Here is a 294-nt window from a genome sequence, read left to right as displayed (position 1 = left end):
CGTCGCGGTCGAGACGCGCGAGCGCGTCAGGGAGGCGGTGCGCAAGCGCGGCTACCAGCCCAACCTCATGGCCCGCAACGTGCGGGTCGGGGCGCGCGACGCGGCGATCGGGCTGGTCATCCCCGAGATGGGCAACCCGTTCTTCGGCACGGTCGCGGGCGGGGTCGAGAGCGTCGTGCGCCCGCGCGGGCTGACCCTCATCGGCGGCTCCTCCAGCGAGACGGCCGAGCTGGAGCGTTCCCTGGTCGCGACGTTCCTGGCGCGCCGGGTCAGCGGGCTCATGATCGTGCCGTC

Annotated in this window: 1 pseudogene; it reads left to right on the top strand. The window is 74.1% G+C overall.

Annotation, left to right across the window (positions count from 1 at the left end):
* Positions 1–294, top strand: a pseudogene (locus HT134_RS44430) (LacI family transcriptional regulator); the annotation flags it as partial.

Origin of the sequence: Nonomuraea rhodomycinica, assembly GCF_013363995.1 — a bacterium.
In the GTDB taxonomy this organism is placed as follows: Bacteria; Actinomycetota; Actinomycetes; order Streptosporangiales; family Streptosporangiaceae; genus Nonomuraea; species Nonomuraea rhodomycinica.
The sequence above is the reverse complement of the archived record's forward strand: the minus strand, read 5'-3'. Positions and strand labels throughout refer to the sequence as shown.